At 64.0% G+C, this 24,857-nt stretch carries 26 protein-coding genes; 12 read left to right on the plus strand and 14 right to left on the minus strand.

All coding sequences use genetic code 11. The features are described from left to right. Positions 1-88: 88 nt before the first annotated feature. Together KXR72_RS11710 and KXR72_RS11715 are read left to right on the plus strand one after the other, a co-directional pair. On the plus strand, positions 89-1,216 hold the full coding sequence (locus KXR72_RS11710) for a methyltransferase (RefSeq protein WP_437421274.1): 1,128 nt from the start codon (positions 89-91) through the stop codon (positions 1,214-1,216). A 118-nt stretch (positions 1,217-1,334) separates the two neighbouring features. Beyond that, the gene (locus KXR72_RS11715; protein ID WP_437421275.1) at positions 1,335-2,561 is read left to right on the plus strand and encodes an MFS transporter; all 1,227 of its coding nucleotides are present in this window, start codon (positions 1,335-1,337) and stop codon (positions 2,559-2,561) included. A gap of 56 nt (positions 2,562-2,617) precedes the next feature. Here KXR72_RS11715 and KXR72_RS11720 read toward each other — a convergent pair whose 3' ends face one another. From KXR72_RS11720 to KXR72_RS11740, 5 genes are all read right to left on the minus strand, one after another. Beyond that, positions 2,618-4,822, minus strand: a complete 2,205-nt coding sequence (locus KXR72_RS11720; protein WP_437421276.1) for a xanthine dehydrogenase family protein molybdopterin-binding subunit — start codon at positions 4,820-4,822, stop codon at positions 2,618-2,620. Further along, positions 4,819-5,805, minus strand: a complete 987-nt coding sequence (locus tag KXR72_RS11725; protein WP_437421277.1) for an FAD binding domain-containing protein — start codon at positions 5,803-5,805, stop codon at positions 4,819-4,821. The genes KXR72_RS11720 and KXR72_RS11725 overlap by 4 nt, the downstream gene beginning before the upstream one ends. Then, positions 5,802-6,335 carry a (2Fe-2S)-binding protein gene (locus KXR72_RS11730; protein WP_437421278.1) on the minus strand — a complete coding sequence of 178 codons (534 nt, stop codon included), beginning with the start codon at positions 6,333-6,335 and terminating at the stop codon, positions 5,802-5,804. Before KXR72_RS11730 ends, KXR72_RS11725 begins: the two co-directional genes overlap by 4 nt. 158 nt (positions 6,336-6,493) lie before the next feature. Then, positions 6,494-7,087, minus strand: a complete 594-nt coding sequence (locus KXR72_RS11735) for a nucleotidyltransferase family protein (protein WP_437421279.1) — start codon at positions 7,085-7,087, stop codon at positions 6,494-6,496. Then, entirely contained in the window at positions 7,080-8,057 is a 978-nt protein-coding gene (locus KXR72_RS11740; protein ID WP_437421280.1) for an XdhC family protein, read from the minus strand. The genes KXR72_RS11735 and KXR72_RS11740 overlap by 8 nt, the downstream gene beginning before the upstream one ends. 278 nt (positions 8,058-8,335) lie before the next feature. Here KXR72_RS11740 and KXR72_RS11745 point away from each other — a divergent pair, with 278 nt between their 5' ends. Both KXR72_RS11745 and trmA read left to right on the plus strand, forming a co-directional pair. Next, the gene (locus tag KXR72_RS11745; protein ID WP_437421281.1) at positions 8,336-9,631 is read left to right on the plus strand and encodes an NCS2 family permease; all 1,296 of its coding nucleotides are present in this window, start codon (positions 8,336-8,338) and stop codon (positions 9,629-9,631) included. 122 nt (positions 9,632-9,753) lie between these two features. Further along, positions 9,754-10,842, plus strand: coding sequence for a tRNA (uridine(54)-C5)-methyltransferase TrmA (gene trmA, locus KXR72_RS11750; protein ID WP_437421282.1), 1,089 nt, complete (start codon positions 9,754-9,756; stop codon positions 10,840-10,842). 19 nt (positions 10,843-10,861) lie between these two features. Here trmA and KXR72_RS11755 read toward each other — a convergent pair whose 3' ends face one another. Further along, positions 10,862-12,115: a molybdopterin molybdotransferase MoeA gene (locus KXR72_RS11755; RefSeq protein WP_437421283.1), complete on the minus strand. Its 1,254-nt coding sequence runs from the start codon at positions 12,113-12,115 to the stop codon at positions 10,862-10,864. A gap of 253 nt (positions 12,116-12,368) precedes the next feature. Here KXR72_RS11755 and KXR72_RS11760 point away from each other — a divergent pair, with 253 nt between their 5' ends. Then, the gene (locus tag KXR72_RS11760) at positions 12,369-13,154 is read left to right on the plus strand and encodes a type IV pili methyl-accepting chemotaxis transducer N-terminal domain-containing protein (RefSeq protein WP_437421284.1); all 786 of its coding nucleotides are present in this window, start codon (positions 12,369-12,371) and stop codon (positions 13,152-13,154) included. On the opposite strand, the gene KXR72_RS11765 is transcribed toward KXR72_RS11760, so the two are convergent. Next, complete coding sequence (locus KXR72_RS11765) at positions 13,151-13,711, minus strand: DUF4345 domain-containing protein (RefSeq protein ID WP_437421285.1); 561 nt, start codon at positions 13,709-13,711, stop codon at positions 13,151-13,153. The genes KXR72_RS11760 and KXR72_RS11765 overlap by 4 nt on opposite strands. 148 nt (positions 13,712-13,859) lie before the next feature. On the opposite strand from KXR72_RS11765, the gene KXR72_RS11770 reads away from it, so the two are divergent. After that, positions 13,860-14,294: a DUF411 domain-containing protein gene (locus KXR72_RS11770; protein ID WP_437421286.1), complete on the plus strand. Its 435-nt coding sequence runs from the start codon at positions 13,860-13,862 to the stop codon at positions 14,292-14,294. A 91-nt stretch (positions 14,295-14,385) separates the two neighbouring features. Beyond that, the gene (ypfJ, locus tag KXR72_RS11775; RefSeq protein WP_437421287.1) at positions 14,386-15,237 is read left to right on the plus strand and encodes a KPN_02809 family neutral zinc metallopeptidase; all 852 of its coding nucleotides are present in this window, start codon (positions 14,386-14,388) and stop codon (positions 15,235-15,237) included. Here the strand turns inward: ypfJ and KXR72_RS11780 are convergent. Then, positions 15,234-15,584 (minus strand): hypothetical protein, encoded by a 351-nt coding sequence (locus KXR72_RS11780; RefSeq protein ID WP_437421288.1) that lies wholly within the window; start codon positions 15,582-15,584, stop codon positions 15,234-15,236. The two genes, ypfJ and KXR72_RS11780, sit on opposite strands and share 4 nt — an antisense overlap. Positions 15,585-15,693: 109 nt before the next feature. On the opposite strand from KXR72_RS11780, the gene KXR72_RS11785 reads away from it, so the two are divergent. The 4 genes from KXR72_RS11785 to KXR72_RS11800 all read left to right on the plus strand — a co-directional run bounded on the left by KXR72_RS11785 (position 15,694) and on the right by KXR72_RS11800 (position 18,856). Next, positions 15,694-16,293, plus strand: a complete 600-nt coding sequence (locus KXR72_RS11785) for a DUF2796 domain-containing protein (RefSeq protein WP_437421289.1) — start codon at positions 15,694-15,696, stop codon at positions 16,291-16,293. Positions 16,294-16,359: 66 nt separating this feature from the next. Next, positions 16,360-17,067, plus strand: a complete 708-nt coding sequence (locus KXR72_RS11790; protein WP_437421290.1) for an ABC transporter ATP-binding protein — start codon at positions 16,360-16,362, stop codon at positions 17,065-17,067. 2 nt (positions 17,068-17,069) lie between these two features. Then, the gene (locus tag KXR72_RS11795; RefSeq protein ID WP_437421291.1) at positions 17,070-18,335 is read left to right on the plus strand and encodes an ABC transporter permease; all 1,266 of its coding nucleotides are present in this window, start codon (positions 17,070-17,072) and stop codon (positions 18,333-18,335) included. 8 nt (positions 18,336-18,343) lie between these two features. Beyond that, positions 18,344-18,856: a DUF3299 domain-containing protein gene (locus tag KXR72_RS11800; RefSeq protein ID WP_437421292.1), complete on the plus strand. Its 513-nt coding sequence runs from the start codon at positions 18,344-18,346 to the stop codon at positions 18,854-18,856. Positions 18,857-18,948: 92 nt separating this feature from the next. On the opposite strand, the gene KXR72_RS11805 is transcribed toward KXR72_RS11800, so the two are convergent. The 6 genes from KXR72_RS11805 to KXR72_RS11830 are packed head-to-tail and all read right to left on the minus strand — an operon-like array spanning position 18,949 to position 23,822. Next, positions 18,949-20,040 carry a tetratricopeptide repeat protein gene (locus tag KXR72_RS11805; protein WP_437421293.1) on the minus strand — a complete coding sequence of 364 codons (1,092 nt, stop codon included), beginning with the start codon at positions 20,038-20,040 and terminating at the stop codon, positions 18,949-18,951. Then, on the minus strand, positions 20,040-20,747 hold the full coding sequence (locus KXR72_RS11810) for an energy transducer TonB (protein WP_437421294.1): 708 nt from the start codon (positions 20,745-20,747) through the stop codon (positions 20,040-20,042). Before KXR72_RS11810 ends, KXR72_RS11805 begins: the two co-directional genes overlap by 1 nt. Next, positions 20,747-21,160, minus strand: a complete 414-nt coding sequence (locus tag KXR72_RS11815; RefSeq protein ID WP_243605785.1) for an ExbD/TolR family protein — start codon at positions 21,158-21,160, stop codon at positions 20,747-20,749. The genes KXR72_RS11810 and KXR72_RS11815 overlap by 1 nt, the downstream gene beginning before the upstream one ends. Before the next feature lie 10 nt (positions 21,161-21,170). Then, the gene (locus KXR72_RS11820; protein WP_437421295.1) at positions 21,171-21,716 is read right to left on the minus strand and encodes a MotA/TolQ/ExbB proton channel family protein; all 546 of its coding nucleotides are present in this window, start codon (positions 21,714-21,716) and stop codon (positions 21,171-21,173) included. Beyond that, the gene (locus tag KXR72_RS11825) at positions 21,709-23,055 is read right to left on the minus strand and encodes a MotA/TolQ/ExbB proton channel family protein (RefSeq protein WP_437421296.1); all 1,347 of its coding nucleotides are present in this window, start codon (positions 23,053-23,055) and stop codon (positions 21,709-21,711) included. The genes KXR72_RS11820 and KXR72_RS11825 overlap by 8 nt, the downstream gene beginning before the upstream one ends. After that, positions 23,052-23,822, minus strand: coding sequence for a DUF3450 domain-containing protein (locus KXR72_RS11830; RefSeq protein WP_437421297.1), 771 nt, complete (start codon positions 23,820-23,822; stop codon positions 23,052-23,054). Before KXR72_RS11830 ends, KXR72_RS11825 begins: the two co-directional genes overlap by 4 nt. A 277-nt stretch (positions 23,823-24,099) precedes the next feature. Here KXR72_RS11830 and KXR72_RS11835 point away from each other — a divergent pair, with 277 nt between their 5' ends. Continuing rightward, complete coding sequence (locus KXR72_RS11835) at positions 24,100-24,786, plus strand: OmpW/AlkL family protein (RefSeq protein ID WP_437421298.1); 687 nt, start codon at positions 24,100-24,102, stop codon at positions 24,784-24,786. Positions 24,787-24,857 lie beyond the last annotated feature (71 nt).

Raw genomic sequence — 24,857 nt, forward strand, 5'->3', positions numbered from 1 at the left:
TGCGGACATCTGCGGGTTCGAGGGCTGGTTCTGCCACGGACTACCCCTTGATACTCCATTCCGACGCTCACAAACACCGCCAGTTCTTATGCCTATTCTCGAAACGCCCTACGCCCGCCTCGACCTGGTCCGCCAGCCGGAGCAGCCCAACGAGCCACTGCAGGCCTTCGATGCGGCGGACGAATACCTGCTGGCACAGCTCCATGATCAGGGGCTGGCGGCGGATTGCCGCGTGCTGGTACTCAACGACAGCTTCGGCGCCCTCGCCTGTTCGCTGGCACAGCATGCACAGGTCACCAGCAGTGGCGATTCGCACCTGGCACATATGGCGCTGGATAAGAACCTGCAGCGCAACGCGCTGGCCAACGACGGCGTGACGTTCATTCCCGCCAGCGAAGCGGTCCAGGGCCCGTTCGACCGCGTACTGATCCGTGTGCCGAAGACCCTTGCCTTGCTGGAGGAACAGCTGATCCGCCTGCACGGTCAGCTGGCGCCAAATGCACAAGTGATCGCAGCCTCGATGATCAAGCATCTGCCGCGTGCGGCCGGCGACTTGCTGGAGAAATACATCGGCCCCGTGCAAGCCTCGCTGGCAATCAAGAAGGCGCGTCTGCTGACCGCAACACCAGTAGACAAGCCAGTGCCCCGCTCGCCCTATCCGACGCGCTATCGCCTCGACCAGCAAAAAATCGAGCTCCTCAACCACGCCAACCTGTTCTGCCGCGAAGATCTCGATATCGGCACCCGCGCCTTTCTTCCGCACCTGCCCCGCGCGCTCGGCAACCTGCGCGCAGCGGATCTGGGCTGTGGTAACGGCGTGCTGGGCATTGTGTACGCGCAGAGCAATCCGCAGGCGTCGCTGACCCTCGTCGACGAGAGCTACATGGCGGTGCAATCGGCGCAGGAAAACTGGCAAGCCATCCTCGGCGACCGCCCCGCCGATATCCGAGCCGGCGATGGGTTGGCGGAGCAACCGATGGATTCGCTTGATCTGGTGCTGTGCAATCCTCCCTTCCACCAGCAGCAAGTCGTCGGCGACTTTCTCGCCTGGCGCATGTTCACCCAGGCCAAGACGGCGCTGTGCAAAGGTGGCGAGCTATGGATCGTCGGCAACCGTCACCTCGGCTATCACCTCAAGCTCAAGCGCCTGTTCGGCAAGGTCGAGCAGGTGGCCGCGACGCCGAAATTCGTCATCCTCAGAGCGATTAAGGGCTGAGCCAGCATTAGTGAACCGCCCGAATCGGTGCGAATAGCGAACCCGAAATCGAGCGCACCCTGCTTGTCCCTAGGCGGCGTGCTAATCTCGCCGACCCTGCCGTTCTTGCGCCCGCCTGATGTCGACCCACGCCAAACTCCTGCTGCGCCATCAACACCCTTTCATCAAGTTCTGGTTTGCTCGCGTATTTACCGCCAGCGGTTTTCAAATGCTTGCCGTGGCCATTGGCTGGCATATGTACGAACTGACCGGGAGCGTGCTGGATCTCGGGTTGGTCGGGCTGGCTGAGTTCTTCCCCCGCCTGCTGTTCATTCTCTGGACCGGGCATGTCGCCGACCGCTTCGACCGACGTCGGGTCGCGGCGCTGTGCCAAGGCTTGCAGGGTTTGATTGCGTTGGCCCTGGTGCTGGGCAGTGGCGGGCTGGGCGTGACGCGAGAAATAATCTTCGTGCTGGCTTTTCTGCTGGGCACCGCCCGCGCCTTTGAGGGGCCGGCGACCCAGGCATTACTACCGAGCCTGGTGCCGACGTCCCTGTTCCCCGCTGCCGTGGCCGCTTCCTCTTCAGCGATGCAGACGGCGACGATCGTTGCGCCAGCACTGGGAGGCCTGCTTTTCGCCATCGGCCCGCTGTGGGTGTATGGCCCGGTTGCGCTGCTCTTCGCCCTCGCCTGCAGCCTGATGCTGAGCCTGCCAAAACGGCCGGCTCCGCCCAAGCAAACCGGCCCGGCGATGGACAATTTGCTCGCCGGCATGCGCTTCATCCGTAGCCGACCGGACATCTTCGGCGCCATCTCGCTGGACATGTTCGCCGTGCTGCTGGGTGGCGCCACTGCGCTGTTGCCAGTGTTTGCCAAAGACATTCTGCTGACCGGCCCTTGGGGGCTTGGTCTATTGCGTTCGGCGCCGGCAGTGGGTGCGTTACTGATGTCGTTCTGGCTGGCGCGTTACCCGATCAACCGCCGGGTGGGTCGCGTCATGTTTGCCGCCGTTGGGGTGTTCGGCCTGGCGACCATCGCCTTCGGGCTGTCGACTTCGTTCTGGCTGTCAATGGGCGTACTGGTGGTATTGGGTGCGGCCGACATGATCAGCATGGTCATCCGCGGCGCCTTCGTTCAGCTGGAAACACCCGACGCCATGCGCGGTCGAGTCAGCGCCGTGAACGGCCTGTTCATCGGCGCGTCGAACCAGCTCGGTGAGTTTGAGTCGGGCCTCACCGCACACTGGTTCGGCACCGTACCGGCAGTGGTGATCGGCGGCGTTGGCACGCTGATCATAACGGGTACCTGGATGAAACTCTTTCCGACATTGGCCAACCGCGACCAACTGCATCGAGATCTTGACTAGGCCCAACGGGCAGTTGGCGGAGCTGTCCGCTCGGCCAACCGCCCCCGAGCGGCTGCTTACAACAGCTTGTCCATGGTGATCGGCAGATCCCGCACCCGCTTCCCCGTCGCGTGGTAGATCGCATTGGCCACCGCAGCGCCCACACCCACGATGCCGATCTCACCCACGCCTTTTGAACCCAGCGTGTTGACGATCTCGTCCTTCTCCTCGACAAAGAAGGCATCGATCTCGCCAATGTCGGCATTCACCGGCACGTGGTACTCGGACAGGTTGTGGTTCATGTAGCGACCCAGGTTGTGGTCGATCATGGTCTCCTCGTGCAGCGCCTGGCCGATGCCCCACACCACGCCGCCGGCGATCTGGTTGCCTGCCGTTTTCGGGTTGACGACCCGTCCGGCAGCAACCGCGCTCACCACCCGGCTGACCTTCACGGTGCCCAGCGATTCGTCCACCCGCACCTCAACGAAGATGGCCGAATGCGTCGCCGTCGAGTAGCCGTTACGCTTTTCGCCGGGCTTGGCGCTGACCTCAGCCTCCAGCTCACCGCTGACCGCAACGATCTGTTCCAGGTCGACGCACTTGTCAGGCGCTGCTTTCAGACGCATCTGCCCATCGGCAAACTCCACGTCCTCCGCTTTCGCCCCTGTAAAGGGCGAGACAGGCGATTGCTGGGCTGCGTCCAGCAGCTTCTGACGCAACGCTTCGCAAGCCTGTTCCACCGCAGTGCCGACCGAAGATACCGTGAAGGAGCCACCTTCCAGCGGTGCCTGCGACAGGCTCGAATCGCCCAGACGAAACTCCACGCGCTCCATCGGCATGCCCATGGCCGCAGCCGCAATTTGCGTCATGACGGTATAGGTGCCGGTGCCGATATCCGATGTCGCGCTGCTAACCACCAGCCGCCCGTCGGGGCCCAGGCAGGCCTTGGCGGCGGCTGGCATTTGCATGGCCTCCCAGACGCCGGTCGCCATGCCCCAGCCAATCAGCTGGTTGCCGTCACGCATGGAGCGCGGCTCCATGGAGCGGCGCGACCAACCAAAGCGCTCGGCGCCCTGCTCGTAGCACTTACGCAGCTCCTTGCTGGAGTAGGGTTTGTCCTCATTACCGTTGCGCTCGGAATAGTTGGTCAGACGCAGCGCCAGCGGATCGACCTTCGCGGCGTACGCCAACTCGTCCATGGCGCACTCCAGCGCGAAAACGCCGATCGTTGCGCCCGGTGCGCGCATGTCCAGCGGGGTGTAGACGTCCAGCGGCACCAGCTGATAATCCAGCTTCACATTCGGACACGTGTAGAGCATCCCTGACCACTCCACCTCATGCTCGGTGAAGTCTTCGAATGAGGACGTCTGGCCGATGGCCTGGTGGGTAATCGCCTGCAACTGGCCATCCGCTCCAGCACCGATGGACAGGCGCTGCACCGTGCGCGGCCGGTAGCCGAAGGTGAACATCTGCTGGCGCTTGAGCGCGACCCGCACCGAACGCTTGAGTTTGAGCGCAGCCATTACCGCCAGCGGCAATTGATACTGCGGACGTAAACCGGAGCCGAAAGCACCGCCGACAAAGGGCGAGAGGATGCGGATCTTGCCTTCCATCCCGAACACGTTTTCCAAGTAGCGCATGCAATTCTGCACACCCTGGGTCTTGTCGTAGATCTCCAGATTGCCTTCGGGCAGGTAATGCACCGTGGAGGCATGGGGCTCCATCGGATTGTGGTGCTCGACCGGTGTGGTGTATTCGACATCGACCCGCACGGTTGCGCTGCGCAAGGCACTGTCCACGTCGCCACGGGGCGGCGGCAGCTCGGCCGGCGCCTTGTGCATGGTTTCCAGTTCGCTGAGCAGATCGGTGCGATGGGGCTCGCGCTCGTATTCGACACGTACCAGGCTGCCGGCGTAACGCGCCAGCTCGAGGTTTTCCGCAACCACCAAGGCGATCGGCTGGCCGCTGTAGAGGATGCGATCGTTGAACAGCGGGCGGAACGGCGATCCATCTGCGGCATCGTCGTCCTCGTAGGGGTCGTCATAACTGGCGACCGGGGGACGGTTCTGGTGGGTCAATACCAGCGCCACGCCTGGGACGGCTTCAGCTGCGCTGGCGTCGATGCTGACGATCCGCCCGCGGGCGATGCTGCTGTTGACCACGCTGCCGTAGAGCAGGCCGGGCACATCGAACTCGGCGGCATAGTGCGCCTGGCCGGTCACCTTGAGCGGCCCGTCGACGCGGTTGAGCGGTTGGCCGAAAGGGGAATTGGCTGGCTTCATTGGGCGGCTCCTTTGGCGGCGTCGGTCAGGGCGCGAACAATGGCGCGCCGGCCCAGTTCGATCTTGAACGCGTTGTGTTCGAAGCCACTGGCACCCTGGAGCAGGATATCGGCAGCGGCGGTGAACGCGGCTTCGTCAGCCGCCTTGCCGACCAGCACGGACTCCGCTTCGGTCTTGCGCCAGGGTTTGTGGGCCACACCCCCCATGGCGATGCGGGCGCTGCGGATGTTCCCGCCGTCCATGTCCAATGCAGCCGCAACCGACACCAGCGCAAAGGCGTACGAGGCCCGGTCGCGAACCTTCAGATAGCTGCTGTGTGCAGAGAAATCCTGTGCCGGCAGCTCCACCGCAGTGATCAGCTCGCCGTCGACCAGCGTGTTGTCGGCTTCCGGCGTCTGGCCCGGTAGGCGATGAAACTCGGCCATGGGGATACGCCGCTCGCCGTGCGGCCCTTGTACGTGCACCACGGCTTCCAGCGCCGCCAGAGCTACGCACATATCGGACGGATGCACCGCGATGCAGGCGTCGCTGTGGCCGAGAATCGCGTGGATGCGATTGAGCCCATCGCGCGCCGAGCAGCCGGTGCCGGGCTCGCGCTTGTTGCACGGCGTAGTGGCGTCGTAGAAGTAATAGCAACGGGTGCGCTGCAGCAAATTGCCGCCCGTGGTGGCCATGTTGCGCAACTGCGGCGAGGCGCCGGCCAGGATCGCCTGGGACAGCAGCGGGTAACGGGCTTCCACCAGCGGATGCCAGGCCAGATCCGCATTGCTGACCAACGCCCCGATACGCAGGCCGCCGTCGTCAGTCTCTTCGATGTCGGCCAGGGGCAGCTGAGTGATGTCGATCAGCTGCGACGGACGCGTGACGTTTTCCTTCATCAGGTCGAGCAGGTTGGTGCCACCGGCGATGTAACGGCTGTCCGGGCGGAACTGCCCGATGGCTTCTACGACACTGCTTGGGCGTGCATAGCTGAAGGGGTTCATGGCGTCACCTCCTTCGCACCCGCGAGCCGTTCACGCGTCTCCTCGGTCGCTTCCTCGATGGCTGCGACGATGTTCGGGTAGGCGCCACAGCGGCAGACGTTACCGCTCATCTGTTCGCGCAGGTCATCGCGGGATTCTGCGCGCCCTTCGGCCACCATCCCCACCGCCGAGCAGATCTGCCCGGGCGTGCAATAGCCGCACTGGAAGGCGTCGTGTTTGACGAAGGCGGCCTGCATCGGGTGCAGTTCCTCGCCCTCTGCCAGCCCTTCGATGGTGGTCAGCTTGGCGCCGTCATGCATCACGGCCAGCGTCAGGCAGCTGTTAATGCGCTTGCCGTTGAGCAGCACGGTGCAGGCACCGCACTGGCCGTGGTCACAGCCCTTCTTCGTGCCGGTGAGGTGCAGTTGCTCACGCAGCAGATCGAGCAGTGTGGTCCAGGGATAGACCTCGACTTCCCGGCGCTGGCCGTTCAGTTGGAGGGTGATGGAACAGGCGGAAATCCCACCTGCAGCGGTAGACGTTTCGCTCATGGCAGCCTCACGGTTTGGGGGGCTTCGTGCGCCTGTTCTGTGCAGGATCACCGAAGACCTCAGGCATTCGATGCGCTTTCCGTGCGCCTAGGGGTACGACTACCCTGGCGGAAAAAACGTTCAGCCTGCCTGGCTGACCCTTGGCGCGAGCATGTGTATCAACCGGGCAGGCGATCCTCAGGTCGGTCGATATCGTGCAATACGCCCGGGTCGTCTACCTCGATCTCGATTACCGAAGGGCTATCGAACAGCGCCTGCGCGCCCCGGTCCCCAGACAACACCCGCAGCAACGCACCAAAATCAGCCCCAATGCCTCGCGGATGGCCCCGTTGCCCCCGGTACACCGGCACGACCAGGCGCTGAGGCTGGATCGCGGCGGCGAGGCGTTCGAGGGTGTCTCGCCGGACATAGGGCATGTCAGCGAGCGCGACCAGCCAACCACGGCGAGTCTCGCAACTCGACACGGCCTGACCCAGGCTGTGTCCCAACCCATTGCTGCGGATCACGAGCACGCTGGCACCGTAGGCCGGTGCCTCGCGCTCGAGCCACGCGCGAAGCTCATGGTTGTCTGCGCGCGTGACGATCAGCATGCGCTCGGCAATGCCGGACAGGGCGCGAAGCGTCATCGCCAGGATCGGCTCGGCATCGGCCGCTGATGTACAGCCGGCGAGCAACTTGTCTTCGTCGCTGCGCTCGCGGTAGCGGCTGCCCTGCCCGGCCGCCAGAACCAGCGTGCAGAGGGCCTCAGGCACAACGGCGCGCCTCGGCCACGGGCGCGACGCGCACACCGTTCTTGATTGCCACCACTTGAGCCATGAGTGACAACGCAATTTCCGCTGGTGTGCGGCTGCCGATCGGTAGTCCGATCGGGCCGTGCAGCCGGGCGACGTCTCGTTCGCTGAGGCCGAGGCTGAGCAAGCGCGACTTGCGCTTTTCGCTGTTGACCCGCGAGCCCAACGCACCAACGTAAAAGGCATCGGACTGCAACGCGGTGAGCAGTGCCATGTCGTCCAGCCGAGGGTCATGGGTGAGCGCGACAATGGCGGTGTGCGCATCCGGCTCGATGGCGAGCACGGCATCGTCTGGCATACCCGGGATGAAGCGCACCTGCGTGTCGCTCCAGTCGTGGTCGTAGCCCTCGCGTGGGTCGCAGATGAGCACCTCGAAGCCCAGGCTTACCGCCAGCTCGGCGGTGTAGCGCGACAGTTGGCCGGCGCCGATCATTAGCAGCCGCCAGGTAGGACCGAAGGGCGCGTGCAGCGTCGTGCCGTCGAACTGCAGCTGGGCGCCTCGCTCGGCCGGCTCCAGGTGAACGTGCCCGGTGGCCAGCTCCAGGCAACGCACCAGCCGCTCATGAGCGGCACAGCGTTGCAGCAGTTCATCGAGCCAATGCGCGTCGACGAGCGGCTCTTCCAGCAGGCGCAAGGTGCCGCCACAGGGCAGCCCGAAACGCGCCGACTCTTCCTTGCTCACCCCGTAAGTGACCAGTTGGCAGCCCTCGCCACGCTCAGTCGACGCCATGCGTCGCGCCAGCAGGTCGTCTTCGACGCACCCCCCTGAGACGGAGCCCTCGACGCGGCCGTCTTCACGTAGCGCCAGCAGCGCTCCGACGGGCCGAGGTGCGCTGCCCCAGGTCTCGAGCACCGTGTAAAGCACCACGCGGTGGCCGTCACGCAGCCAGTCGCGGGCGCGGCGCAGCACGCCCAGATCGACACTGTCCATCGTCTTCCTCGTGAAATCGCAACAGGTGCCGGATGCACCGGCATGCTTTCAATGACTGGCTCCGCAATGGGTTAGTTCGCGCTGCGACGCCGAGCCACAGGCCCGATCTGCTGCGGAACCGGCCGGTCAGCCGCTCGGAAATTCAACCTGCCGCGGGGGCGGTGTAAGATGCGCGGCTTTTGCGGCACACGCCCCGATGGGCTTTGCTGTAACGAACCACTGCCCGCCAGAGGCAGCCAACGCCGCCCGCCAACGACCGGCACACGAGAGGATTGACCATGCTGGAGAAGCTGTTCCAACTCAAGGCGCACAACACCACGGTGCGCACCGAGATCCTCGCCGGTCTCACTACGTTTTTGACGATGGCCTACATCCTGTTCGTCAACCCGAGCATCCTCGCCGAAACGGGCATGGACCACGGCGCGGTCTTCGTTGCTACCTGCCTGGCCGCTGCCATCGGCTCGGCCGTGATGGGCTTGATCGCCAACTACCCAATCGCGCTGGCGCCGGGCATGGGTCTGAACGCCTTCTTTACCTATACCGTCGTGCTGACCATGGGCTACACCTGGCAGACCGCGCTGGGTGCGGTGTTCCTCTCGGGCGCGATCTTCTTCCTGCTATCGATTTTCAAGATCCGCGAGTGGATCATCCACAGCATCCCGCTGGCCTTGCGCGCGGGCATCGCCGCGGGGATCGGTTTGTTCCTGGCGATCATCGCACTGCAGAAGTCGGGCATCGTCGTCGCCCACCCGGCCACCATGGTGACCCTAGGCGATATGACCGCTGGCGGTCCGCTGCTGGCGTGCCTGGGCTTTTTCGTGATCGCGGCGCTGGCCTATCTGCGCGTAACCGGCGCGGTGATGATCGGCATCATCCTGGTCACCGTGCTGTCAATCGCCCTTGGCCTGTCGGAGCTCAAAGGCGTGGTATCGATGCCGCCTTCGCTGCTGCCGACCTTCATGGAACTGGATATTGCCGGCGCGCTGGACATCGGCCTGCTCAGCGTGATCTTCGCGTTCCTGTTCGTCGACCTGTTCGACACCTCCGGCACCCTGATCGGCGTGGCGCAAAAGGCCAACCTACTGGACAAGGACGGCCACATGCCACGCCTGGGCCGCGCCCTCCTGGCCGACAGCACCGCGACCATGGCCGGCGCCGCGCTGGGCACCTCGACCACCACCAGCTATATCGAATCGGCGGCGGGCATCAGCGCCGGTGGCCGCACCGGCCTGACCGCCTGTGTGGTCGCGCTGCTCTTCCTGCTTAGCCTGTTCTTCGCGCCGCTGGCTGGCGCCGTCCCGGCCTACGCCACGGCACCGGCGCTGCTGTTCGTCGCCGTGTTGATGATGAGCAGCCTGGCCGGCATCGACTGGGACGACCTCACCGTCGCCGCGCCGGTGGCCATCGCCGCGCTGGCGATGCCGCTGACCTTCTCCATCGCCAATGGCATCGCCTTCGGCTTCATTGCCTGGACCGCCATCAAGCTGCTGGCCGGCCGGTGGCGCGAGCTGAGCCCAGCGATGTGGGTGCTGTCGGTTCTGTTCGTGGTCAAGCTGGGCTGGTTTACCGGCTGACGTTCCGTAGGGTGGATGACGCTTTTTCATCCACCTCGTTCACACGGCGACGGTGGATGGATCACGCGCCAGCTGCGCGCCCCGATCCACCCGACGATTTACCTACCATTCCAAGAGATTTCATGAGCGCACCGCAATTCGACCCCGCCACTTACGACGCCCAACTCGCCGAGAAAGCCGCGCGGCTGGTGGAACTGCTGGCACCCTTCGACGCACCCGCACCAGACATATTCGACTCGCCACGTGAACACTATCGCCTGCGCACCGAGTTTCGTCTTTGGCGCGAAGACGGCCAACGTCATTACGCGATGTTCGAGCAGGGCGACAAGCACACACCGATCCTGATCGATAGCTTTCCCATTGCCAGCCGCCGCATCAACGAGCTGATGCCGCAGCTAAAAGCCGCCTGGCAGGCCAGCGAGACGTTGAGCTTCAAGCTGTTCCAGGTCGAGTTTCTGACCACCCTATCCGGCGACGCGCTGATCACCCTCGCCTACCACCGCCCGTTGAACGACGCGTGGCAGACCGAAGCTGAACAGCTCGCCGAGAAGCTTGGCGTGAGTATCGTGGGGCGCTCCAAGGGCAAGCGCATCGTCATTGGCCGCGACTACGTCACTGAGCAGCTGACCGTTGCGGGCCGCACCTTCAGCTACCGGCAGCCAGAGGGCGCCTTCACCCAGCCCAACGGTGAGGTCTGCCAGAAGATGCTGAATTGGGCGTTTGAGGTGCTAGGCGAACGCAGCGACGACCTGCTTGAGCTGTATTGCGGCAACGGTAACTTCACCCTGCCGCTGGCGACCCGTGTTCCCAAGGTGCTGGCCACGGAGATCAGCAAGTCTTCGGTAAACGCCGCGCTGGCTAACCTCGATGACAATGGCATCGACAATGTCAGCCTGGTTCGCCTGTCGGCCGAGGAACTGACACAGGCACTGAACGAGGTGCGGCCGTTCCGCCGCCTGGCCGGGATCGATCTCAAGAGTTACAGCTTTGGTAGCGTGTTCGTCGACCCGCCACGCGCTGGCATGGACCCGGATACCTGCGAGCTCACGCGCCGCTTCGAGCGCATCCTCTACATTTCCTGCAACCCCGAAACCCTAGCGCAGAACATTGCCCAGCTGCACGACACCCACCGCATCGAGCGCTGCGCCCTGTTCGACCAGTTCCCCTACACCCACCATATGGAGTCGGGCGTTTTGTTGGTGCGTCGCTGAGAAGCACCCGCGTCACGGTTTAAGCCAAGAGCTCGCTGAATGGCAGGTAACCCACCGGCTCGCCCTCGTTCAGGGTGCGGTTGCAATCGATGATTGCCAGCCCTTCGGCCCAGCATGCGGAGGCCAGCATTGCCGAGCCCTGCCCTGGATGAAGGCACACACGCAGCTCACCCGCGCGCTCCTCCAACCGTGCTCGCAAGTACTGCCGGCGCCCGTTGGCCTTGCGCCAGGTGAAACCCGCCGGCATCGGGATGGGCGTCGGTAGCACGTCGCGCCGCCCTTGAGCGCGAAGCAGAAAGGGCCGAGCGACGATCAGCGCGGTGATCAGTGCTGCCGCCGGGTTGCCAGGAAGGCCGATCCAGGGTTTGCCCCCTACTTCGCCGAAGGCAAGCGGTTTGCCGGGCTGGATCGCCAGCCGCCACAGGTGCAACTTGCCGAGCTCGCGGATGGCCTGTTTGAGGTGATCCTCTTCTCCAACCGACACGCCTCCCGAGGTGATCAGCACATCCCATTCCGAAGCAGCCAACGACAAAGCGTCACGGCTGGCCGCCAACTCGTCGACGAGGATCGGATAATCGTGGACCTCCAGCCCGAGGCTGCGCAGCACGCCAAGCAGGCTGTAGCGGTTAGCGTTGTAGATCTGCCCAGGCGCCAGCGGCTCGCCAGGTTCCCTCAGTTCATTGCCGCTCGACAGCAGACCCACCCGCAGGCGGCGATACACAGCGACCCGGTCGATACCAAAGCTGGCGAGCACCCCGAGTTCTTGCGCGCGGATGCGTTGCCCCGCAGCCAGCACCGGGCTGCCAGGTTGAAGTTCCTCCCCCTGGCGCCGCACGTGCTCGCCTACGCGCACACTCGGTAACAGCACCCGATCGCCTTCGAGGCGGCAGTTTTCTTGCGGGACCACCGTATCGGCGCCTGGCGGCAACGGCGCACCCGTGAAGATCCGTACCGCATGGCCATGGGGTAGCTGGGCGTCTGCTGCATCCCCGGCGGCGACTCGGCCTGCCAACAACAGGGCGCCGCCCTCCGCCGGCAGATCAGCAGCGCACAGGGCATAGCCGTCCATCGCGCTGTTGTCCCAGGCAGGCACGGCAAAGGGCGCGACCAGCGGCTCGGCAAGCACCCGTCCGAGGGCGTCGGGCAAAGCGACCCGTTCTACCGGTGGAGGCGCCGGTACGCGCCCAAGCAACTCGGTAATCGCCGCATCGACGGGCCGCAGGTCGGTGCCGTCGCAACCACAACTGCTGGTGGACGTAGTTTGGTGAGGCATGCGTGTTCTCCGAGGGGAAGGGCTCGTCGCCAGGGGGCTGCGGAGCCGGGTCGGAACTCACCCTAGCTGCTCTCGGGGCCATACGCACCCCGCTGCGACCACGCGTCGCGAGCCGTACATCGAACGGGGCTGTGAGCGAACGCGCAACAGCGGTATCCGAGCGACGCCCCTTGACCATCGTCAAGGGCGAAACGGCGTGGGGGGCTATCGTCCCGCCCCATCGACCGCCCGGTCATGTACACGAGCCAACGTCATGAACAAGACTTTCGCCACCGCCTCGCTTCTGCTGCCGCTGCTGTTCGCCAGCGCGCCGGCACACGCCGCCATCAGCGACGCTGAAGCCGTCAACCGCGCCGGCATGCAGCGCATGTTGGGCCAACGCATCGCCCGTAGCTACCTGATGCTCGGCACCGAGACGCGCGTCGAGTTGGCCGCCAACCAACTCGATACAAGCGTTGCAGCCGTCGAGGAGAATGCGCTTCTACTGGATGACTATGCCAACAGCGACAGCACCAAGCGCGCCCTGGCCAAGGCCAACGAGACCTGGGCGCAATATCGCCAGCTTGCGCTCACAACGCCGGACCCGGCGCGCTCAGCCGAGCTGCTGGCGCTGGCCGAGCGTTTTCTGGGCGATAGCGAAGCATTGGTCCAGGCAATCGAAAGGGAGAGCGGCAACCAATCTACTCGACTCGTCAACCGGAGTGGCCGTCAGCGCATGCTGAGCCAGCGGATCGCCATGCTTTACCTTGCCATGGCCTGGAAGCTGCCCAACGAGGCGCTGCCCGGGCAGTTCGAGGCGGCAGTCGGCGAGTTCGAACGCGGGCTCGATGAGCTGCGCCAGGCCCCGCAGAACACGCAAACGGTCATCCGCCAATTGGAGCAGGTCGAGGCGCAATGGCGATTCGCGCGGGCGGGGTTCACCCTGGCGGACCAGTCGCGTTTCGTGCCGACCGTGATCGTTACTACAAGCGATTCGCTGCTGCGCAAGATGGAACAGCTAACGCATGACTACGAGCAGTTGGCTGAGGGGGCACGCTAGCCCGCTGGGTCGCCACGTCGGAAGGGTTGCGGGCTGGTGTCAGCGGGGATCGCCGCAGGCTCGGCGGCATCGAGCGAAGATGGGACATCGCCGACCTGGAAGGGCTTGGGCGATTCGGTCGCGAGCCGACGCGTTGCGGGTTCGATGCGTTCGGGCTCCGCCTCAGGACCGGCGGCAGCGCGTAGCTTCAGCAAAGCGAAACCTGCCAGCAGCGCCGCGATCACTCGATAGATGAGCGAGGCTAGGTCAAAGCCAACGAGGTCGCCGCCGTCGAGCCACAACGAGCCGAGGCGCCCGGCGACCAGCGCGAGCATGACGATCACCAACATGGCCAGCGCCGCCCGCGCATGCTCATGCACCCGTATCGCCCACAGCAGGAACAGCCCGAGCGCCAGCTGCAGCCCACCGTAATAGACGCGCATGTGGCTAACCGACGCCGTTTCCATCAGCAGCATGCCGTTCAGGTTGGCCATTTCGTACGGACGCAGCCAATACGCGATGCTGAAACCCAGCATGATCAGCGCTTGGGCGATGAGAACGAAACGGGCGAATCGCATCGAAAACACTCCTGATGACGGCTGCTCAGCACGACGGTAATCGGACCGGATCTCAGGCCGTTGGTTCGCCGCGCCGGTCCGTCCGGCGCGGCTTGGGTAACGGCCGGTGCGCAGGTAAGCTGCGCGCATCTGTCGATGGAGAAATCTCATGCGCCGCCTGCTTCTAGTCATCAGCCTATTGACCAGCCTCGCCCAGGCCGCCGAGCCCATTGCCATCGACGTGCACCGCGACGCCAATTGCGGCTGCTGCACCTCCTGGATCAAGCATCTGGAGGCGAACGGTTTCGTGGTTGAGGATCACGTCGAAACGGATATGGCAGCCGTCAAGCAGCGCCTGGGCGTACCGCATCGCCTGGGCTCGTGCCATACCGCAGTGATCGACGGGAAGTTCGTCGAGGGCCACGTCCCAGCGCAGGACATCCTCAAGCTGCGCGCCGAGCCCGACCTGATCGGCGCAGCGGTCCCAGGCATGCCGGCCGGGTCGCCGGGGATGGAGATGGGTGGCCGCCAGGACGCCTATCAGGTCATTGGCCTCGGTAAGGACGGCACCGAAGAGGTGCTGGCGGACTATCCCGCCCGCTGAACGTTCGTCGCGCAAAGTTACCGGCAAGCTGAATTTGCTGGCAGCCCGCCGGGTCTGAAGTAGGGACCGTTCAGACAGAAGGATTCGTGACGTGCGTTGGAACAAGGCTCGGCGCAGCGACAACGTAGTGGACGCCCGCGGCCGCAGCGGAATCGGCGGCGGCAAGCTGAGTCTCGCCGGCGTAGCAATCGTCGTGGTGATCGGCCTGCTTTCGGGTCAGGACCCGATGCAGATCCTCGGCCAGTTGGCCAGCCAGGGCAGTGCGCCGCCCACGCAGGAGCGCCCGGCGGCTGGAGACGACCCGCAGGTTCAGTTCGTCCAGGCCATTCTTGGCGACACGGAGGACACCTGGCGAGCGCTATTCAAACAAGGTGGCGAGCAGTATCGCGACCCCACGCTCGTTCTATTTCGCGGCGGCGTGAATTCTGCCTGCGGCTTCGCCAATGCCGCGGCGGGCCCCTTCTATTGCCCGGGCGACCAACAGGTTTACCTGGACTTGCAGTTCTTCGATGAGATGGCTTCACGCTTTCAAGCATCCGGCGATTTTGCCCAGGCTTACGTCATCGCCCATGAAGTCGGCCATCACGTGCAGACCCTGCTCGGCGTTTCGCAACAAATGCAGGCTGCCCGCCAGCGCGGCGAGCGCATGGAGGGTGATAACGGCCTGCTGGTTCGCCAGGAGCTACAGGCCGACTGCCTAGCCGGTGTGTGGGCGCATCATGCGCAGCAGCGCCACGACTGGCTCGAAGAAGGCGATCTGGAGGAGGCATTGAACGCAGCCAACGCAATCGGCGACGACAACCTTCAGCAGCAGACGCAAGGTCGGGTAGTCCCGGATGCCTTTACCCATGGCACCTCGGCGCAGCGAGTGCGCTGGTTCCGTACCGGCTTTAACAGCGGCGAGCCGGGGCGCTGCGATACCTTCCAGGCCAGCCAGCTCTAGTCAGCCGGTGTCTCCGGCTCGAGCCATTGGTACAGCGGTGCGTCGCCGCTGTTGTGCACTTTCACCTGGGCAGCGTGGCGCAAGCGGACCAGCAGTCGCTTACCGGCCTGCGGGCTCCCCGCTAGCGCCTGCAGCTCGGCCAGCAGTTGCGGGCCGTCCATTTTCCCAGCCTCACGCAATACCCGCTGTGCACCGGCCCACAGCGGATCGGGCTCTGCCCTCACTGGCTCGGCAGGCTGAGATGCGCTTGCCGGCAACCGTCGCGCCAGCTCATCCCAATCGCCCTCATCCAGCTCCACAGCCAGATCCACCGGCCAATCACCAATCCGCCCGCGTATTCTGATCATCCCAACCCTCCCATCGGCGAACCAGAATGCTCCCATGGGCTGCGCCACGCTGGCCAGCCGGATCTCGCATTTGTTATAACGTAACTCCACCCCCGTTTTGGAGTTATACATGCGCCCGCTATTGATCGCCCTGCCCTTTGCGTTGCTGTCCAGCTTCGCCGTAGCTGCTGAGCATAATCATGAGCATGGCCATGATCACGACCATGCCCATCACGACGAACATGGCAGCCTAGGGGCCCATGAGCATGGCGCCGCGGAGCTGGACGCCGCACTCGATGGCTCGACATTGGAAATCGAACTGCGGACCCCGGCAATGAACCTGGTCGGTTTCGAGCACATGCCAAGCAGCGACGCCGACAAGAAAGCCGTTGCGGACGCACAACGCCAGCTGCAGCAGCCCGACACCCTGTTCGGCCTGCCGGCAAGCGCGGGTTGCTCACTGACCAAGACCGAGCTGGAAAGCCCGCTCTTCGAGGACGCGCATGCAGACCATAAACATGAACATGAACATGAACATGAACATGAACATAGCGACATCCACGCAGCATACCGCTACGACTGCGCTACGCCGGCCGCGCTTGAGGCGCTCGACCTGGCCCGCCTATTCGAAGCCTTCCCGGGCACCGAGAAAATCCAGGCCCAACTGATCGGCCCCAACGGCCAGCGCGGTGTTCAGTTGACCAAAGCCGGCGCTAACGCGCCTTTCTAAGCCCGCCCCTGCCTGGCCACCCGTCCAGGCAGTACACTTGCGCCACCTGACGAAAGACGGCCTTCGATGACCACAGCGCTTCTCGAACTCCACGACCTCGGGTTCTCCTGGCCCGGCCAGCCGGAGCTCCTCGACATACCAAGTTTTCGCCTGGAGGCGGACCAAAGCCTGTTTTTGAGAGGGCCTTCTGGCAGCGGCAAAACGACGCTGTTGGGCCTGATTGGCGGCGTGCAAATGGCTGGACGTGGCGAGGTGCGCCTACTGGGCACCAACCTCGGCACCCTGCCAGCCGGTGCGCGTGATCGCTTCCGCGTCGACCACACCGGTTACATTTTCCAGCAGTTCAACCTGCTTCCGTTCCTTTCGGTGGCGGAAAACGTCCGACTGCCATGTCACTTTTCGACCTTGCGTGCGACCCGGGCGAAGGCGCGTTTTGGAAGCGTCGATCAGGCGGCTGCACACCTGCTAGCGCATCTCGGACTGCCTGCGGCCCTGCTTGAGCGGCGTGCCGATGCGCTGTCGATCGGCCAGCAACAACGGGTCGCCGCGGCCCGTGCGTTGATCGGCCAGCCGGAGCTGGTCATTGCCGACGAACCCACGTCTGCACTTGACGCCGACAGCCGCGAAGCCTTTATCCAGCTATTGTTCGCCGAATGTCGCGCGGCGGGGGCCAGCCTGCTGTTCGTCAGCCACGATCAAAGCCTCGCCCCGCTGTTCGACCGCAACCTGTCGCTCGCCGAACTCAACCGAGCCGCCCGCCCGGCGGAGATTTGAACATGCCCTTGTTGCGTATTGCCCTGGCGAGCCTGAACAATCGCCGCTTCACCGCCCTGCTTACGGTGTTCGCCATCGCCCTGTCGGTGTGCCTGCTGTTGGCCGTCGAGCGTGTTCGGACCGAAGCCCGCGCCAGCTTCGCCAGCACCATAAGCGGTACCGACCTCATCGTGGGTGCCCGTTCCGGCTCGATCAACCTGCTGCTCTATTCGGTGTTTCGTATCGGCAATGCGACTAACAACATCCGCTGGGACAGCTTTGAACATTTCGCCAACCACCCGCGCGTCAGTTGGGCAATCCCGATATCCCTAGGCGACTCGCACCGTGGCTATCGCGTCATGGGTACCAGCGCCGCCTATTTCGAACACTACCGCTACGGCCGCAAACAGCCCTTGGAATTGGCAGAGGGGCACCCCTTCGGCACTGACCCGTTCGACGTCGTGCTCGGTGCAGAGGTGGCGCAGGCACTCGGCTACAGGCTCGGCGACGAGCTCGTTCTGGCACACGGCGTCTCTACCGTCAGCCTGGTGCAACACGACGACAAGCCCTTTCGCGTGGTCGGCATTCTCAAACGCACCGGCACACCCGTGGACCGGACCCTGCACATCAACCTCGCCGGCATGGAGGCGCTGCACGTCGACTGGCAGAACGGCATGCCCGCACGCGGCGCTGCACGGATCGACGCGGAACAGGCCAGGCAGATGAATTTGCAGCCCGCCCAGATCACGGCGTTCATGCTCGGCCTGAACAGCAAGATTGCGACCTTTACCTTGCAGCGTGAAATCAATGGCTATCGGGGCGAGCCGCTGCTGGCGATTTTGCCTGGCGTGGCGCTTCAGGAGCTCTGGAGTCTCATGGGAACAGCGGAAAAAGCACTCTTCGTGGTGTCGCTGTTTGTCGTGCTGACCGGTTTGATCGGCATGCTCACGGCGATCCTTACCAGCCTCAACGAGCGTCGTCGTGAGATGGCGATACTGCGCTCAGTCGGCGCACGCCCCTGGCATGTCGCGACACTGCTGGTGCTCGAGGCTTTCGCCCTCGCGCTCGCCGGTGCTCTGCTGGGGCTGGCCCTGCTCTACGTAGCGCTGATCCTGGCGCAGGAACCGGTGCAGGCCCATTATGGGCTCTATCTGCCATTGGCCTGGCCGAGCCTTTATGAATGGTCGCTGCTGAGCGGCATTTTGCTGGCCGGGCTACTGATGGGTGCGGTTCCAGCCTGGCGCGCTTACCGCCAATCCCTTGCCGATGGCTTGTCGATCCGACTATGAGGTAAACCATGCCACGCCTGCTGTCCGCTGCGCTGCTCGCGCTAATCGTCCCGTTTGCCTCGGCCGAGGTACGGGAGCTGCAATGGTCCGATCTGATTCCTGCCGATGCCCCACCGCCACCCCCGCCGGTGGCCATGCATGATATGTCGCAACTGGCCGATGCACTGGCCGCCGAAGCCGGTCCTGCAGCCGCCCAACAGTCGCCAGCCGAGCCGGTGGTCGGAGCGCTCGATGGCGTTCAGGTCAAGCTGCCAGGCTATATCGTGCCGCTGGACATGACTGAAGACGGCCGCGTTACGGAGTTCCTGCTGGTGCCTTATTTCGGCGCCTGCATTCATGTGCCCCCACCGCCTTCGAACCAGATCGTGCATGCCACCAGCGAGCTCGGCGTGAAAATGGACGCGCTCTACCAGCCGTTCTGGATCGAGGGCCCGCTCAGGGTCGAGCACGCCAGCAGCGAACTCGCCGAAGCGGGCTATCGCATGGCCGCGCAGAAGATCTATCTATACGAACTCGAATAGCGCTGCGCTCGAACCCGAGCTAAGCCTGGCGAGCCCAACTAGCGGCTACGGAACATGCGCCGTGCCTTGCGCACGGCGCACACTGAAACAGATCAGCGAACACTGGCGACCTGGCGTTCGCGCTCGAAGTTCAACTCACCCTCGGCCCATTCGCGCCATGCCCTGACCTTGCGGCGTTCAGCACCAGCGCGTTCGGCCTGGCGCAACGCATCAAGGCCGGCTTGCCAACGCGACTGCTCCAGTTCGAGTTGCGCCACGTTGAGCCAGAGCTTTGCCGATCCGGATTGCGCAGCCAAGTCACGGTAGATTCCCGCAGCGGCTTGCCGCTCGCGCGCCTGCCACCAGAGCTGGCCGAGCCGCTCGCGACGGGCAGCGGTCATGGCTAGCAGTTGCGAGTCGAGCATGCCCTGCAGCAGTTTGGCGCCCTGCCAAGGCTGGCCCGTTGCGCCCGCGAGCAGGACGAGGTTATCCAGCTCCGATTCGCTGAAGCGCAGCCCTTTGGTATGGGCGGCCCGCAGCGTCGCTAACGCCTTATCTTCGTCGCCGGCGAGCTGCTGCAAACCTGCCAACTGGCGCCAGCTCTTAGCATCATTAGGGTGCTTCTCCAGCAAACGACGCTGCCAGCGCTCAGCCGCCTCGTAGCGCTTCAGCTCGGCGTTGGCACCGACGAGGAACTGGATCCAGGTTTCACCGGCGTTCGGATTCGCCTGCACATAGCGCTCGGCCAGTGGCAGCGCCTTGGGATGCTGACCGAGGCCCTGATAAGCCTGCACAAGCATCTGCAGCACCTCTTCGCTCGGTTTGGCCTGCGCGCCCAGCAGGCTGACCACCTTCGCGTAGCGCCGCTCGACGAGGTTCAGCTTGGCAAGGTTCAGGTGCTCGTTGGGCAGCATCGTGTCGTCGAGCTTGCCGCTGTTGACTGCCTTCTCGAGCAATTCCAGCGCCTGTCGGTTGTCACCTTCAGCCCAAGCCAAGTACGCACGGCTGCGCCACAACAAAGCCTCTTCAAGGCTGCCAGCCCTCGCCTCAGCCCCACTCAGTGCCTGGCGCGCCGCGCTGTACTCACCCTTGTCCTGTGCAGTTCGGGCGCGCTCTAACGCCTTGAACACCGCGGGATCGATACTCTGCGCGGCATGCGCAGAAGCCATGAACAACAAAGAAGCCAACAGCAGTAAAGGGCGCATCAGCGATCTCCTTGCAGTCGGAAATGAAGTGTCTTGACAGCCTCGCGTGCCACCGCCGCACCGTTCTCGGTACGCGGGGCAAAGCGCCAGCGCGCCGCAGCACGGCGAGCCTCCCGATCAAAGACATTGGGTGGCGAAGCCTCTACCACACGGATGTTCTCCACCCGCCCAGCCGGGGTGATGGTGAAGGCCAGCTTGATATGACCTTCGATGCCACGCTGCCGGGCCCGATAGGGATACTCGGGGCGGACATCGTTCAATGGCATCACTTCCTGCTCCGGCCCACCTGAACGCCCGGCATCCGCTGCGGCAGGCGCAGGCGCTGGCGGAGCGGGTGCGGTTTCAGCAGCCGCGAGGCCGGACAGGCTCGGCGCTGGGGCACTGGCCACTGCCATGCCGGTGTCGATGTTCGGCAACGGCAGGTCGAGCTTGGGTAGGCTGGCGTTAGGAGTGGCCATGTCTGGCGTCGGTGGGGTCGGTGGCTGCGGCGTCTTGGGCTGCGGCGGTTGCGGTGCTTGCTGCCGGGAGCGCGTAGCGGTGCTCTCGTTTTGAGTGTCCATACGCACGAAATTGGCGATCGCGATCGGATCCTCGACCACGTCGTCGCGCGGAGGGTTAACCATGCTCAGCATCAACACGAACAACAGCACCGCCACCACGCAGGCGCCGATGAAGGACAGCCCGACCCGGGTCAGTCCGTTTACCATCACTGCACTCCCGAACTGGCGGCGAGCGCCACGTCTTGAACACCAGCCTGCCGCGCCTGGTCCATGACCTGCACGACCAAACCGGTGCGGGCGTCCTGGTCCGCCTGCACGACTACGGCGCCTTCCGGCTGGTCGACGCGCAACCGTTCGACATGCGCACGCACGCTGCGTACGTCCACCGCCTGTTTGTCGATCCAGACCTGCCCGTCAGCGGTCACGGCAATCAGAATGTTGCCCTTGTCCTGCGCACTGGCTGTTTCGGCCTGCGGGCGCTGGACCTCGACACCAGACTCTTTGATAAAGGAGCTGGTAACGATGAAGAAGATCAGCATGATGAAGACCACGTCGAGCATCGGCGTCAGGTCGATGCCGGTGTCTTCTTCCTGCTGGTAGTGGTGACGACGCATACGCATCCTGTAATCCTCAATCGTGACGCAGCTGGTCGGCCAGCCGGTCGAGAGCCTGTCGCGAAATACGTTCGAGACGCGCCAGGCTGAACAATCCAGTGATGGCCAGAACCATCCCCGCCATGGTTGGAAGAGTGGCTTGCCAGACGCCCGCTGCCATGCCGCGCGGGTTACCGGTGCCGTTCAGCGCCAGCACATCGAACACGGCGATCATGCCGGTCACCGTGCCGAGCAGGCCGAGCAGCGGGTACATGGCTACGAGGGTCTTGCTCATGCGCAGCGGCCCAGCCAGCTGTTGCTGTGCTTCAGCGAGCCAGGCGCTGCGTATGGCTCGCTGCCAGCTGCCCGGTTCCGAATCGAGGCGAGCCCAGGCCTGCCGGCGCGTCTCGACCCAGCGCGGGAAAACTTGCCGCATGAACCAGAGGCGCTCGAACACCAGCGTCCAATAGAGCACGCACAGCGCGGCCAGCGCCCACATGACCGCACCGCCTGCGGCCATGAAGTCGAGCAGCGCGTAGGCGCCGTCGACCAGGCTGAGCCAGCGCAGATGCAGATCAGTCACGGCGAGGCGTCCCCGACAGATGAAGGGCGATAAGGCCAGCGCTCTGCTGCTCCAACAGTTGGATCAGCGCCTTGCTGCGGCTGGCGAGCAGGCTGTGCAGGAACAGCAGCGGAATTGCTACCACCAGACCAAGCACCGTCGTCACCAGCGCCTGAGAAATACCGTCTGCCATCAGGCGCGAGTCGCCACCACCGCTCTGAGTGATCGCCTGGAACGTGACAATCATCCCGGTAACGGTGCCGAGTAGCCCAAGCAGCGGTGCAACGGCGCTGAGCAGCTTGAGCAGCGGCTGGCCGCGCTCGAGCGGGGGTGTCTCCTGCAGGATTGCCTCATCGAGCTTCAGCTCCAGCGTCTCCAGATCGGACAGCTGCGGCTTAGGCCCAAGCACGCCAATGATGCGGCCCAATGGATTGTCATCGCGCGGCGTACCCAGTTCACGCATCTGCCGACCAACCGCCCGACCGACGCCTGAGAGGTACACCATGCGCCAGATAGCCAGCAGCAAGCCCACCACGCCGAGCGCCAGAATCACCCAGCCAACCAGCCCACCCTGCTGTACCCGATCCCAAAGCTGGGGCTGGCGTTGCAACTGCGCCAGAAGCGTGCCGCGACTGGGGTCGACCGGCAGCGTCGCCAATGCATCGTTGCTGCTCAGGTAATCGTTGACCTGCCCGATGCCCGAAGGCTGGCGCGCCGGTGCCAGCAATTCACCCGCGTCACTGTCGTAGCGCAGGAAGGCATCATCCGTATAAGCGGCAAACCCGCCGACGCGCAGCACTTGCTCGGTACCGCGCTGGCCATCCGCGTGCACGACGGGCAGTTCGACCCGCTCGATGCGCCCGCTCGCGGCGAGGTCTTCGAGCAGCGTCATCCAGAAGCCATCAAGGTCTTCGGCCGACGGCAACGCACGGCTTTCGGCTAGGGTGCGCAGTCGCTCGACGCGATAGGGGTACTGCACGTTCAGCAGGCTGTCCTGCCATTGACCGGCGATATCGCCTGCACTCTGGCGAACGACGCCAAACAACTCGCCTAGATGGCCGACGCGCTGCGCCAGGAGTTTCTCCTGCTCGGCCAGCTCGGCCTCCTGGCGATCGAATTCCGCTTTAAGACGCTCGGCCTCGGCTTTCTGCGCTTCGAGCGCAGCCGTCGCCCGAGCCAGCAGTTGCGCCTGCTCGCCACGGTTCTGGATGAACTGTTGTTCGCGCGCCTGCATGGCCTCGACCTCAGCTGCGCGCTCGCTACGGATGCGCTGCAGCAACTGGTCCGGGCTCAACGGCTCGGCAGCCATGGCGAACACCGGCAGGCAGCCGATGAGCAACGATGTCAGCAGGCGAGTCATTGCGCAGCCTCCTTGGCCAGGGTCTTCACGGGGAGTTCGAGCCAGCTCGGAGCCTGCTGCTGGCGAGCAATGGCGATTGCTTTGGTGAGCGGCCGACGCGCGCTGCCGTCCAGCACCTGCCAGCTCTGCGTTTGCGGATTCCACCAACCACTCTCGTGCGCATCGAGGGTCTGGTAATAGAGCATCGTGCGGCCCAGCCTGAGGAATTCGACACTGCGGCTGCCGCCCTCGGTCGGCAACTCCCCGCGCCAGGCTTCAAGCGTCCGCCCGTAATCACTCTCGATCTGATAGGCCTCGAGGATGCGGCGATATTTCTCCGCCAAGCTGACATCCGCGCGCGCCTCCATGTCCTGCAGGCTGGCCAGGCGGTCGGCCCGCTCTTCCGGCAGGAACGGCAGGTCGGCGGCGATGAATTCTTCCAACACGTCGATCATGCGACCCATTTGCGGGGCTACAGCTTCCTGGGTCCGCTCAATGCTATCGAGTTGACGCTGGAATCCTTCCAGCTCCTTGCGCTGCGCTGCGGTGAGCTCCGTCAATTGGGCGTTGTACGCCTTCAGCGCTTCGGCTTGCTGCACAGCGTTGCGGTAGTCATTGAGCATCTGCCGGGTCGCATCATCGAGTTGCTCGATGCGCGCCTGCGAGGCCTGGGCTTCGCTGGCCAGGCGCTGGCTTTCATTCAGCGCCTCATCCAATGGGGCGGCCTGCAGGGGCAGGCATAACGACAAGAGCACGCCTGCCAGCAAGCGAGTCGGGTGCGGATTCATGCGGAGTGGACCCTCAGTTCACAGCAGCTTTAGAGTGTTACGCTATAACACTTTTACGATGCACGAGGCAGCCTATCCCAAGGCGAGCCACGATGCGTCTTGCCGCAGCGGATTCAGAAAGAGAAACATTATCATCTGCAAGTCGAGGACAAAGCAACCAGCGCGAAGGCTCTGTTCCGCTGCGGTTGGCTTTATTGAGCTGGATCAAAATGGGCCCGGAGCAGCGACCTACCATGGGCACCAATCGCAACACATCCTGTCTCGATGGAGTACCACTATGCGCAAGACCCTGTTTACCGCGTCCGTCCTGGCCCTGGCCGTCGCCGCCCCTTTCGCCCAGGCCCATCAGGCAGGTGATGTGATCGTTCGAGCCGGTGCGGTGACCGTCGATCCGCGAGAAGACAGCAGCGACATCTACGTCGGTGCGCTTTCAACCAGCGTCGCGGGAACCAAGGCCACGCTGGACAGCGACACCCAGCTCGGTCTCAACTTTGCTTATATGGTCACCGACAAGGTCGGTATCGAACTGCTTGCTGCCACGCCGTTCAGCCACGACGTTGGCGTAGCAGGAATGCCCGGTGGTTTCTCCGGCCTGAATGGCAAGCTGGGTGAGCTCAAGCATCTGCCACCGACGCTCAGCGTCGTTTATTACCCACTGGACAGCAAATCGGCATTTCAGCCCTACCTGGGCGCAGGTATCAATTACACCTGGTTCTTCGATGACAAGCTCTCCAGCGAGGCCGAAGGTAAGGGCTTCAGCGGGCTGGACATGAAGGACTCCTGGGGGCTGGCCGCACAGGTAGGCATGGACTACATGCTCACCGACAAACTGATGATCAACGCCCAGGTGCGTTACATCGACATCGATACCACCGGCACCACGAATTTTGGTGGAGCCAAGGTCAAAGTCGACGTAGATGTCGACCCGATGGTTTACATGGTCGGCCTCGGCTACAAGTTCTGACCGAGCAAAACCGGAACCAAAGATGAAACCCCGCCAACTGGCGGGGTTTCATCTTTCAGCCGTTGGACTAC

This window comes from Stutzerimonas chloritidismutans (genome assembly GCF_051486945.1).
Lineage (GTDB): Bacteria > Pseudomonadota > Gammaproteobacteria > Pseudomonadales > Pseudomonadaceae > Stutzerimonas > Stutzerimonas chloritidismutans_B.

Excerpts from the sequence above, each read along its gene's own strand:
- KXR72_RS11710 (WP_437421274.1), top strand. The coding sequence starts at position 89 with ATGCCTATTCTCGAAACGCCCTACGCCCGCCTCGACCTGGTCCGCCAG.
- KXR72_RS11715 (WP_437421275.1), top strand. The coding sequence starts at position 1,335 with ATGTCGACCCACGCCAAACTCCTGCTGCGCCATCAACACCCTTTCATC.
- KXR72_RS11720 (WP_437421276.1), bottom strand. The coding sequence starts at position 4,822 with ATGAAGCCAGCCAATTCCCCTTTCGGCCAACCGCTCAACCGCGTCGAC.
- KXR72_RS11725 (WP_437421277.1), bottom strand. The coding sequence starts at position 5,805 with ATGAACCCCTTCAGCTATGCACGCCCAAGCAGTGTCGTAGAAGCCATC.
- KXR72_RS11730 (WP_437421278.1), bottom strand. The coding sequence starts at position 6,335 with ATGAGCGAAACGTCTACCGCTGCAGGTGGGATTTCCGCCTGTTCCATC.
- KXR72_RS11740 (WP_437421280.1), bottom strand. The coding sequence starts at position 8,057 with ATGGACAGTGTCGATCTGGGCGTGCTGCGCCGCGCCCGCGACTGGCTG.
- KXR72_RS11745 (WP_437421281.1), top strand. The coding sequence starts at position 8,336 with ATGCTGGAGAAGCTGTTCCAACTCAAGGCGCACAACACCACGGTGCGC.
- trmA (WP_437421282.1), top strand. The coding sequence starts at position 9,754 with ATGAGCGCACCGCAATTCGACCCCGCCACTTACGACGCCCAACTCGCC.
- KXR72_RS11755 (WP_437421283.1), bottom strand. The coding sequence starts at position 12,115 with ATGCCTCACCAAACTACGTCCACCAGCAGTTGTGGTTGCGACGGCACC.
- KXR72_RS11760 (WP_437421284.1), top strand. The coding sequence starts at position 12,369 with ATGAACAAGACTTTCGCCACCGCCTCGCTTCTGCTGCCGCTGCTGTTC.
- KXR72_RS11765 (WP_437421285.1), bottom strand. The coding sequence starts at position 13,711 with ATGCGATTCGCCCGTTTCGTTCTCATCGCCCAAGCGCTGATCATGCTG.
- KXR72_RS11770 (WP_437421286.1), top strand. The coding sequence starts at position 13,860 with ATGCGCCGCCTGCTTCTAGTCATCAGCCTATTGACCAGCCTCGCCCAG.
- KXR72_RS11780 (WP_437421288.1), bottom strand. The coding sequence starts at position 15,584 with ATGATCAGAATACGCGGGCGGATTGGTGATTGGCCGGTGGATCTGGCT.
- KXR72_RS11785 (WP_437421289.1), top strand. The coding sequence starts at position 15,694 with ATGCGCCCGCTATTGATCGCCCTGCCCTTTGCGTTGCTGTCCAGCTTC.
- KXR72_RS11790 (WP_437421290.1), top strand. The coding sequence starts at position 16,360 with ATGACCACAGCGCTTCTCGAACTCCACGACCTCGGGTTCTCCTGGCCC.
- KXR72_RS11795 (WP_437421291.1), top strand. The coding sequence starts at position 17,070 with ATGCCCTTGTTGCGTATTGCCCTGGCGAGCCTGAACAATCGCCGCTTC.
- KXR72_RS11800 (WP_437421292.1), top strand. The coding sequence starts at position 18,344 with ATGCCACGCCTGCTGTCCGCTGCGCTGCTCGCGCTAATCGTCCCGTTT.
- KXR72_RS11805 (WP_437421293.1), bottom strand. The coding sequence starts at position 20,040 with ATGCGCCCTTTACTGCTGTTGGCTTCTTTGTTGTTCATGGCTTCTGCG.
- KXR72_RS11810 (WP_437421294.1), bottom strand. The coding sequence starts at position 20,747 with ATGGTAAACGGACTGACCCGGGTCGGGCTGTCCTTCATCGGCGCCTGC.
- KXR72_RS11815 (WP_243605785.1), bottom strand. The coding sequence starts at position 21,160 with ATGCGTATGCGTCGTCACCACTACCAGCAGGAAGAAGACACCGGCATC.
- KXR72_RS11825 (WP_437421296.1), bottom strand. The coding sequence starts at position 23,055 with ATGACTCGCCTGCTGACATCGTTGCTCATCGGCTGCCTGCCGGTGTTC.
- KXR72_RS11830 (WP_437421297.1), bottom strand. The coding sequence starts at position 23,822 with ATGAATCCGCACCCGACTCGCTTGCTGGCAGGCGTGCTCTTGTCGTTA.
- KXR72_RS11835 (WP_437421298.1), top strand. The coding sequence starts at position 24,100 with ATGCGCAAGACCCTGTTTACCGCGTCCGTCCTGGCCCTGGCCGTCGCC.